At 34.9% G+C, this 9,826-nt stretch carries 10 protein-coding genes; 6 read left to right on the plus strand and 4 right to left on the minus strand.

Annotated elements, in window-relative coordinates; translation table 11 throughout:
- Window positions 1-51 precede the first annotated feature (51 nt).
- On the minus strand, window positions 52-291 hold the full coding sequence (locus ACP6PK_RS15600; protein ID WP_426560608.1) for a hypothetical protein: 240 nt from the start codon (window positions 289-291) through the stop codon (window positions 52-54).
- A 425-nt stretch (window positions 292-716) separates the two neighbouring features.
- Here ACP6PK_RS15600 and ACP6PK_RS15605 point away from each other — a divergent pair, with 425 nt between their 5' ends.
- Window positions 717-1,181: a hypothetical protein gene (locus ACP6PK_RS15605; protein ID WP_426560610.1), complete on the plus strand. Its 465-nt coding sequence runs from the start codon at window positions 717-719 to the stop codon at window positions 1,179-1,181.
- A 701-nt stretch (window positions 1,182-1,882) separates the two neighbouring features.
- Entirely contained in the window at window positions 1,883-2,263 is a 381-nt protein-coding gene (locus ACP6PK_RS15610; protein WP_426560644.1) for a cytochrome P450, read from the plus strand.
- 141 nt (window positions 2,264-2,404) lie between these two features.
- Here ACP6PK_RS15610 and ACP6PK_RS15615 read toward each other — a convergent pair whose 3' ends face one another.
- The gene (locus tag ACP6PK_RS15615; protein WP_210407702.1) at window positions 2,405-2,704 is read right to left on the minus strand and encodes a DUF2103 domain-containing protein; all 300 of its coding nucleotides are present in this window, start codon (window positions 2,702-2,704) and stop codon (window positions 2,405-2,407) included.
- Between the two features lie 855 nt (window positions 2,705-3,559).
- Here ACP6PK_RS15615 and ACP6PK_RS15620 point away from each other — a divergent pair.
- Window positions 3,560-3,883 (plus strand): DUF760 domain-containing protein, encoded by a 324-nt coding sequence (locus tag ACP6PK_RS15620; protein WP_426560612.1) that lies wholly within the window; start codon window positions 3,560-3,562, stop codon window positions 3,881-3,883.
- Between the two features lie 790 nt (window positions 3,884-4,673).
- On the opposite strand, the gene ACP6PK_RS15625 is transcribed toward ACP6PK_RS15620, so the two are convergent.
- The gene (locus ACP6PK_RS15625) at window positions 4,674-5,360 is read right to left on the minus strand and encodes an ROK family protein (RefSeq protein WP_426560614.1); all 687 of its coding nucleotides are present in this window, start codon (window positions 5,358-5,360) and stop codon (window positions 4,674-4,676) included.
- A gap of 185 nt (window positions 5,361-5,545) precedes the next feature.
- Window positions 5,546-6,187 (minus strand): YqiA/YcfP family alpha/beta fold hydrolase, encoded by a 642-nt coding sequence (locus ACP6PK_RS15630; RefSeq protein ID WP_426560616.1) that lies wholly within the window; start codon window positions 6,185-6,187, stop codon window positions 5,546-5,548.
- Window positions 6,188-6,339: 152 nt separating this feature from the next.
- On the opposite strand from ACP6PK_RS15630, the gene ACP6PK_RS15635 reads away from it, so the two are divergent.
- The 3 genes from ACP6PK_RS15635 to ACP6PK_RS15645 form a co-directional block, all read left to right on the plus strand.
- The gene (locus ACP6PK_RS15635) at window positions 6,340-7,770 is read left to right on the plus strand and encodes a restriction endonuclease (protein WP_426560618.1); all 1,431 of its coding nucleotides are present in this window, start codon (window positions 6,340-6,342) and stop codon (window positions 7,768-7,770) included.
- 9 nt (window positions 7,771-7,779) lie between these two features.
- Complete coding sequence (locus tag ACP6PK_RS15640; RefSeq protein ID WP_426560620.1) at window positions 7,780-8,067, plus strand: hypothetical protein; 288 nt, start codon at window positions 7,780-7,782, stop codon at window positions 8,065-8,067.
- 3 nt (window positions 8,068-8,070) lie between these two features.
- Window positions 8,071-9,826: helicase-related protein (locus ACP6PK_RS15645; RefSeq protein WP_426560622.1), on the plus strand; the 1,756-nt coding region annotated here is incomplete at its 3' end.

Below are 9,826 nucleotides of genomic sequence, written 5' to 3' on the forward strand. Positions count from 1 at the left end.
ATCTAGTTTCACTGGATTTACGATTACCAGGTAAACTGCTAAGGGTAAAAATTAAACTGATTTAGTCAGTTTAGTAAAGTGAGATTTTTGGATTTGTTTTAGCAATTTGATTGCTGTTTTTATCCTTTGCTCTGGTGTTAGGTTTAGTAGGTTATCGGTTAACCAGAGTATTTCTGGCACTTGTCCATCACCTTCATATCCGTCATATCCTTCAGGAATTAGACCAGCTATTAGCTTGTTTGTTAGGTCTATTTTTTCGTACCAGGCTAGGTTTTTGGTTGGGATTTTCACAGTGTTAATGTGATAGTTTTTCTAAGGTTTTGGGCTTAGATGAACTGTTTTTATAAGTTTTCTTGGGGACTGTAGGGGGAAGTTGCGAGAGAGCCTGCATGGTTTACTGCCAAAAGTACGGCTACATCAGGGTTGCATCCTAAACTTCGCTACAGCTAAACAAGAAAAATACTTGATGGACTGCTTTATAAGTCGGTCGAGGTACTTGCTGCGGTGCTTAGATGGCTCACTGGCCTCGTCTCCTACTTTCTCTCTTTTGCTTATGGGTTCATTATAGCACAAGTTACAACACAAGCAACACAATCTAGAAACAATTAGTACAATCTACAGTTCAACTAGCACTACTGACAGGTTAAGTGACATATTGAACAAGTTTGTGCAAGTATGGAAGTAAGAATGACAATATATACAAGTAGTGTGGCAGGATGACTATAGGTCCTAATTCTCCTTCAGTAAGGATTTTTCTAGGAGAAGAAGATAGAGAACTAAGAAATAAATTCAAGCAGCTTGTGGCCGTAGCAGGTACATCTATGTCAAAGCGACTGACCTTATTTATGGAAAAAGATGTAGCTTACTGGGAGGCCACAGGAGAAATATTGGATGTAGAGGTTTTGGATTTAGACAGGTCAGAGAAACTAGGCAAACTAGACAGGTTAGATGAGTTGATGGAAAAGTTGAACTATCTAGTTAACATCCTTCAACCTGAAACTAACGGCCACCACGTCCCTAAGCAAGTCAAAGTAGTCAAACCAAGAAAGCACCACAAAACATATAAGGGCAAGGTAGGGGAGCTAGTAACAGAACTACCAGGTAATCAAGTCAAAGTCAGCTTTGATGGTGAAGAGAAAGCTTTTTACCGTGATGAATTGGAGTTGGTAGAAACTGAGTAGGAGCGATCGCTCATACCAAAAGCTAGCTTTAAGAGATGGGAATCCCCAAACTCAGATAGAGCAACGTATTCAGTAAGAGACACCTCCCCCTATTTATATACATAAAACAGATAAGGTGGAGGAGTCCGAAACCCTTTCCACTAGATGGTAATAGCCCTTTTTTTTAGACCGCCATTAAAACTAGGTGATTAGGTTGGTATTTTTGGCAATCCAGGTCTGTTTAGGTGTAGTTAGGTCGCCATTGAAGGTTTAAACCTTCCACGAAAGCAAAGTAAATCTTTTCCTTAAATTGAACTGCGAAAAATCTTTCACAATCCAACCAAAAAATGAGGCTAGTTAGATTTCTCTGACTGGCCTCAATCTTTTTCAAGTCAACTCTATCTCAGTTTGCAAAAACTAAAAACTGACTAATGGCCAAAACTATATCTAGGTAGTAGCTTTTTACTTCTCAAAAAAAACTCTAGACAGATTGTGTCTATTCTAGACAAACTCTAGACGCAAGTCTAGACAAAATAATAATAGCTAATATATATATATATCAATACTTTTGGTTAATTACTTTCTAACTCTAGACACTCTAGACAACTTTTTTTGTTTAAATCAAGTATGTAGAAGTTTGATAGAAAAACCAACTCTTGCAAAAAAGCTATTTTTTAATGCCACACACAACAAAAATAGGTCTAACAATAGATTTGTGATAGATTAGCGCTGCAAAAAAGCCTGTATCACTTGAAAATGCGTCGTGTCTAAAAACCCCTAAAGGTTGGTTAGTTCAGTATCAAATTGGTAAGACTCATCAAGATGAGACTCTCTACCCAGACTATAAAAATTTTGACCCTGAACGTTTTGCACCAGAAAATTCTGTAGATAAACAAAAAGTATTTGGTTATATTCCCTTTGGTGGTGGAATGCGGGAATGTTTGGGTAAAGAGTTTGCTCGCTTAGAGATGAAAATTTTTGCAGTAATGTTGTTGCGGAATTATAAATGGGAACTTTTACCAAAACAAGACTTAAGTTTAGTTGCAGTACCTACACCTCATCCTCGTGATGGTTTAAAAGTGAAATTAGGGAAGTTGAATTAAGATATAGGTCAAAATTTAATCCTCCAAGGTATAGCAGTTGTCAGAAAAAATATAAAAGCCTACACTTATGTTGGGAAAGTGCAGGCTTTTATGAATAAGCTTTTCCAAATACATCTACGAAAAATAGGACAGGAAGTATATTTATTTAGCTAAGACTTGAGCGATCGCCTCTTCTAAATCTTCTTGAGCTAAACTGGTTAACATAAATACTTCTTGTACTGTTTTTCCTTGTCTAGCAATAAGTTTAAAACCACCCCTAATAGGTACTGATACTTTGAGCTTCATCTGGGGAATGTGACTTCTAGACCTACTGATAACTCCCGGAGTAACAGTTTCAATACCCTGGTGTTGGGTTAGTTTCTCTAAAATTGGGATTAACCCGTCGATATGGGTTGAATGATTCCACACCAGGCGACCTTTAGCTTTAGATGATTTTTTCATGGGATTTTTTCCATCTCTACATACCCAGTCTACAGTGCTATGGGGAAGTCAAAAGTCAAAAGTCAAAAGTCAAAAGTAATAGCTGACTCAATTTCAGTATTTACAGCAGATTCAACTTTACTTTTTCGTAGCAGTGTACAAGTAATAATTTTCTGAAAAAAATCAAGTAGATGAGAAAATACTGTTCCTTTAAAAGTAGCAAATTTGGGTTTTTTCCTATGACCGAATAATTAGGGTCTCAAGGGTCTCCTTTTAAGTAGAAAAAGCGGTCAGTGAACCTGTCCGTAGGATGGGATGACGAGGTTTGTCGTTCTTATACCAATTCCCATGCATTAATGCTATACTTGAGTGACACTTCAGTTATCAAGTAATTAACACAGCTAAAATAAATTATTACCTAATTATTAGTCATTTAATGTTCATTATTCTTCTTTGTACGGACGCCCTTATGCAACGTCCCTTCCCCCCACCTCCCACACTCCCCACACTTCCCCACCTAATCAAATATAGCAAGGTTTTTGATAAATGGTATTACAGAGCCACTCCGAAGTGCGCCATATTCAATCAAGCAAGAGAAGAAAAAAATCATTTTGGTCAATCCTATCCATTTTAAGGAAAGGTAATTATTAATTATTAATTATTTAACTATTCCGTACTTCCACAAGAAGTCAAAATTATCAAGGGAGTACCAACTTTTTTATATCTTTAGTACAAAGTAAAATTAGAAATTTCCTTATAACAGTTTGTCGAAAAGTCCGTCTCTGAAAGTTCGGTTGCACTGACTGGAGTAGCTAGAAAATATCTTGTTAATATATAACTAATGTTAAATAACTCTACTTATCCGAGGTAAATATTATGAATAATCTTTCCGGTAATCCTTCTGAACCTTTTGGCGACCAATCAAATAGTAGTAATTTACTATGGCAATATGTTCAATCTATGAATCCAGAAACTGTCGCTCAACTTTCTAAACCAGATCCAGAAGTAGCTCAAATTATGGAACAAAATTTAAGAGGAATGTTGGGACATTTACCACCGGAACATTTTTCTATGGCAATAACAACTAGCAAAGAAAACCTTGGTCAACTTCTTGCTTCTGCAATGATGAGTGGTTACTTTTTAAATCAAGCTAAACAAAGAATGGAACTTGATAAGTCTCTCCATTCGTTGCATGAATAATTAAAGATAAATAAATATTTAACTTGGGATGATAATTATCCCAATTTAATGTTGTAATATTTTGGTATAAATAGGTAATTAGTCAGCCTAGATTTAAAGCTTTATTTTTTGCTAGTTGACTAAGAACAATAATATTAATATGTAGAGTAGGGGTAGGTTTAAAGGTAAGCATTTCCTGACGGAATGCTCCGCAAACAGCAGTCAGCTAGCCTCCTGGGTCAGAGCTGCGCTTTTTCGTATAGGGAATGCTCCGCTTTCCATGTCGCTCCGCGTTAACGCGCGTTGTGCCCTAGCTAAACAGCTATTAGCTTCTGAAACAAGTCTACATTTCCCACAACACAATTATTATATGGGGTTGACAACTTAAAATAGTTGTTTTTGTATTTCAATTTATGGCTTGAAAATGTGCTATAAATTAAAGGAATAATTGCTTGATTCATTAAAGAGCTAATAGCTGAATGCTTACGTTTAAAGATAGAGGTTACTATTCATTCATTACCTACTCTACTAAATTTTTGTTACTGACTATAGTAACAGTCAGAAATGATAAATCTTAGATTTATAAATGTTTTTTATACTATAATTATTGCTCTGATGATTAAATTTCAAAGCATTTACCGATAAAGATTTTATGAGGCTTTTTAGGGATTTAAAAAGTACCTGGTTCTCAGGGGTTCATGCTCAAAAAGTTAGCATTTTTGGCGGATAGTTGGGCAAAAAAATTACTCTCCTACTCCCCTACTCCCCCGCTCTCCTACTCCCGAAAAAAGACTTTTTCAGCAAACCCTAATTAATCTCGCCACAAAGCAATACCACCTAATAAACCATTCACATTCGGCACTATTTTGACATTTGATGGTAAATCAAATGTAATTTTTTTGGTATTCCCTCCACCTAGATAAATATAATCACAATTAAATAGATTTTCTAGAGTAGCGATCGCCTTTCCTAACCGTTCATTCCACTTTTTTTTACCAGCGTCATCTAATGCTGCTCTTCCTAGTTGTTCCTCATAAGTTTCACCTTTGCGAAATGGATGATGACCCATTTCCAAATTCGGTACTAATTTCCCTTCTACGAATAATGCTGAACCAAAACCAGTACCCAAGGTTAGTACCAATTCTACTCCTTTACCTTGAATTGTTCCTAATCCCTGAATATCAGCATCATTCGCAACTCGCACGGGTTTTCCTAACCTTTCTGATAGAACTTTTGCCAAATCAAACTCTACCCAGTTAGAATCTAAATTTACTGCTGTTTTAATAATGCCACCCATAACTACGCCAGGAAAACCTACGGATACTCTGTCAAATTCTCCTTGTTTTGCTGCTAAAGATACAATTTCTGTTAATATTGGTGCTGGTTTTGCCGGGTTTGGTGTTTCTACACGACTACGTTCTGTGGTTGCTTCTCCTAATTCATTTAAGGCTATTACTTTAATCCCACTGCCACCAATATCAACAGCTAAAGTTTGCATAGTTCTCTATTATTTCATTACTGATATATTCTTTTTATAATAGTTACTATTGTTTGATTCTCAGAGCATTTATAAGCTTATCTTAATTATTATAGGGAGTAGGGAGTAGGGAGTAGCTTTAAAAGAGATAATATATCTTGGCTTAATGCTTACCGAAGTAGAGCATTAATGCTTGGAAATTGGTGTTACTGAAAAAATTGATTAATTTCTTCCCAAACTGTTTCCAGAACATTCCCTAAAGTATGGTCACTATCAAGTTCTATTAATTCTACCCAAGGACGTTTAGTCGCAAATTCTCGGCTAGCTTGAATAGGAATTGTACCATCATGTACACCATGAAAAATTAAAGTTGGTAAATTACGTTGTAATTTTTTTTTCTGATATTTCATCAAATCTATTATAAAATTGTAGCTCAATAGGGAGTAATTTTTTTCTCCATAATGGTATATCCAGTAATTGCCTCTTTCCTGCCATTTTTGTAATTTTTTTTCTCCCAAACTTTTGCGCAAATGAGATAAAAAATTAAATGCTGGTGCTAGTAAAACTATTGCTTTTATATTTCGGTTTCTTTCTGCTAAAAAAGTAGATGTTAAACCACCAAAGCTAGAACCAATTAATATTATTGGTGTAGATTTATTTTTAATTACTGACTCAATTTGATGTATTTGTCTACTAAGAGTTAGGTTAAAAAAATTATCTTGATTTAAGTCAACAACATTGAGGTTAATGTTAACTTCAGCGAAGCGATCGCGCAAATATATTGCTTTGTTAGACCTGGGGCTAGATGCAAATCCATGTAAATAAATATAAGTGTAATTATTCAGCATTTTTTTAAGTCAAATTGAACATAAAAATTAGGTAGGCTTTAGATAAATCAGTTCTCAGTTATTAGCAAAGATGTCTCTTTGTTAAAAATGGGACTAGAGATTAATCTGTATTTTTTGTTTATAAAACAATTTTATCGCAAATCTTAAAAAGTTTGCTAAATATCGGCTTTGCTCCAGGAAAGAAGATTAAAATGGTAGGGTTTAGAATCAAAAGCTGCACTGGTGTAGATATGAGTAATTCCAAGTCTAACTCCTCAATATTTGAAATATTAGAGCAGTATAGAAAAATTTCCCGTTCTGAGCGTGAATTAGGGGAAAGATTTGAAAGATTAATGTTAAATTATCTCAAAAAGGATACTACTTATCAACAGTATTTTAGCGAAGTTTGGTTATGGATGGATTTTCCGAAACGGGGAAATATGCCTGATACTGGTATTGATTTGGTAGGATTAGTACGGGATACTGGGGATTATTGTGCGATTCAATGTAAATGTTATGATTTAGAACGTACTTTAGAAAAGTCAGATATAGATTCGTTTTTTACCGCTTCAGGAACGAATTTATTAAAAAAACGGATGATTATTTCTACTACTAATAAGTGGAGTAAAAATGCGGAGGCTGCTTTAAAAAATCAACAAATTCCTGTTGTTCGGGTTACTATTTATGATTTAGCAAATAGTTCTATTGATTGGGATAAATATAATCTCAATAATCCTGATTATTTAGAGCTTAAACCTAAAAAACAAATCAGACCACATCAAGAAATAGCTATTGAAAAGGTTATTACTGGTTTTGAAACTGCGGATAGAGGGAAGTTAATTATGGCTTGTGGTACTGGTAAAACTTTTACTTCTTTGAAAATTGCTGAACGGTTTCCTAAAGAGAATAATCTGATTTTATTTTTGGTTCCTTCTATTTCTTTACTTTCTCAAACTTTAAGGGAATGGACTGCAGAAAGTGAGATTGATTTTCATAGTATTGCGGTTTGTTCTGATACTAATGTGGGGAAAAGTAAGAGGAAGTCTCAAACTGATGATCGTGCTGATATTACTGTTAATGATTTGGCTTTTCCTCCTACAACTAATGCTCAAGATATTGTTGAATCTTATTATAGTTTTAATCCCCACAAACTACCCTTTGAAAGAGGGGAGGAAGAAAGAGAAAAACTGTCTTTGAAAAAAGGGAAAAAAGAAGCAGAAAAACTGTCTTTGAAAAAGGGGGAGAAAGAAAGAGAAAAAGTTCCTTTGAAAAATGGGAAGGAAGAGGCAGAAAAAGTGTCTTTAAAAAATGGGAAGGAAGAGACAGAAAAAGTTCCTTTGAAAAATGGGAAGGAAGAGGCAGAAAAAGTTCCTTTGAAAAATGGGGATGAATTTAAACTCCCCCTTTCAAAGGAGGATTTAGGGGGATTAAAATTTTCCCTTTCAAAGGAGGATTTAGGGGGGTTATTAACTATTATTTTTTCGACTTATCAATCTATTCAAGCAATATCTGAAGCTCAAAAAGTTGGTTTGCCAGAATTGGATTTAATTATCTGTGATGAGGCACATAGAACTACGGGAGTAACTGTTGCTGGAACTGATTAATCTTATTTTGTGAAGTTTCATAATCAAGATTTTATTAAGGCTAAAAAACGACTTTACATGACAGCAACTCCTAAAATTTATAGCGATGATACTAAGAAGCAAGCAACGGAAAATGATGCTTTTTTATGTTCGATGGATGATGCAGATATTTACGGTCAAGAATTTCATCGTTTAGGTTTTGGTGAAGCGGTTAGCACTGGTTTATTGACTGATTATAAGGTGATGGTTTTGGCGGTTGATGAAAAGTTTGTTAGTGCTACTTTTCAACAACAGTTGGCTGATACAAATAATGAGTAAAATTTGGATGATGCGGTAAAAATTGTTGGCTGTTGGAATGGTTTATCAAAACGTTTACTTAAGGATGTAACTGGGGAGGAAATAGAAGATAATTATCCGATGAAACGGGCGGTTGCTTTTTCTCGTAGTATTAAAGATTCACAGAAAATTGTGAAATTATTTGGTGATATTATTCAGCAATATCAACAGTTAAATCCTGATGATGAGGAATTTTTACAATGTGAATTAGATCATGTTGATGGTACACAAAATTCTTTGGCAAGAAATGGCAAATTAGAATGGTTAAAAGCTGACACTAATACTCAAGAAAATATCTGTCGAATTTTGTCTAATGCGCGGTGTTTATCTGAAGGGGTTGATGTTCCAGCGTTGGATGCGGTGATGTTTCTTACTCCTCGAAATTCTGTGGTGGATGTGGTTCAGTCTGTGGGGAGGGTGATGCGGAAAGCTGAGGGGAAACAGTATGGTTATATTATTTTGCCTGTGGGTATTCCGGCAGATATTTCTCCTGATGTGGCATTGAAAGATAATCAAAAATATAAGGTTATTTGGCAAGTTTTACAGGCTTTACGGGCACATGATGATCGGTTTAATAATACTGTTAATAAAATTGATTTGAATAAAAGACGTCCTGAACAAGTTAGTATTGTGGGAGTTGGTGGTAAGGAAAAGGATAATTATGGGGGTAAAAATGTAGATGGTTCGTATCAACAATTGGAATTAAACTTAAATTTTTCTGTGGAGGAATGGCGAGATGCTATTTATGCAAAGATTGTTGTTAAATGTGGTAATCGTCGTTATTGGGAAGATTGGGCAAAAGATGTGGCGAAAATTGCTGAAAATCATATTTCTAGAATTAAGGGTTTATTAGTAGGGGCGAATGGAAATTCATCTATAAAACAGGTTTTTGATGATTTTTTAGGAGGGTTACATCAAAATATTAATCCTAATGTAACTGAGGATGAAGCGATTGAAATGTTGTCTCAACATTTAATTACTAAACCTGTTTTTGATGCTTTGTTTGAAGGGTATGAGTTTACTAAGTTTAATCCGGTTTCTCAGACAATGCAAAAAATGTTGGATGTATTGGAAGGTGAATATTTGGAGAAGGAGGTTAGGGGTTTAGAAAAGTTTTATGACAGTGTGAGGGAACGTGCTAGTGCTATTGATAATGCGGAGGGTAAACAGAAGGTAATTACTGAGTTATATGATAAATTTTTCCGTACTGCTTTTCCTCGTTTGGCAGAAAGATTAGGTATTGTTTATACTCCGGTGGAGGTGGTTGATTTTATTATTAAAAGTGCTGATTTTGCTTTGAAAAAAGAGTTTGGTTTGGGGTTAACTGATGAGGGTGTACATATTTTAGATCCGTTTACTGGTACGGGTACTTTTATTGTGAGGTTGTTGCAAAGTGGGTTGATTAAAAAGGAAGATTTACCACGGAAGTTTGGTTATGAGTTACACGCGAATGAGATTGTTTTATTAGCTTATTATATTGCAGCGATTAATATTGAGGAAACTTATCATTTTTTAAGTCAATCTTTTTCAGAATCTGTCATTGCGAGGCGGAATAAACAAGAGGATAATATTAATATTGATAATGATAATTTAGCTGAAGCAATTTCTAATTATGGTGAGATTGCTTCGGGGGGAGGGTCGTTTTTATCAGGTGAGTTTACGGATAGAAAAACTCCTGGGAATGAGAACTTTTCTAATACTACTGATAATGATAATTTAGCTGAAGTAATTTCTAATGATG

The sequence above is a fragment of the Dapis hubbardiae BLCC-M172 genome (genome assembly GCF_050016015.1).
Classification (GTDB): Bacteria; Cyanobacteriota; Cyanobacteriia; order Cyanobacteriales; family Microcoleaceae; genus Trichodesmium.

Bases quoted from the DNA above. Each gene is read 5' to 3' on its own strand.
- ACP6PK_RS15605 (WP_426560610.1), top strand. From the start codon at position 717: ATGACTATAGGTCCTAATTCTCCTTCAGTAAGGATTTTTCTAGGAGAA.
- ACP6PK_RS15615 (WP_210407702.1), bottom strand. From the start codon at position 2,704: ATGAAAAAATCATCTAAAGCTAAAGGTCGCCTGGTGTGGAATCATTCA.
- ACP6PK_RS15620 (WP_426560612.1), top strand. From the start codon at position 3,560: ATGAATAATCTTTCCGGTAATCCTTCTGAACCTTTTGGCGACCAATCA.
- ACP6PK_RS15625 (WP_426560614.1), bottom strand. From the start codon at position 5,360: ATGCAAACTTTAGCTGTTGATATTGGTGGCAGTGGGATTAAAGTAATA.
- ACP6PK_RS15630 (WP_426560616.1), bottom strand. From the start codon at position 6,187: ATGCTGAATAATTACACTTATATTTATTTACATGGATTTGCATCTAGC.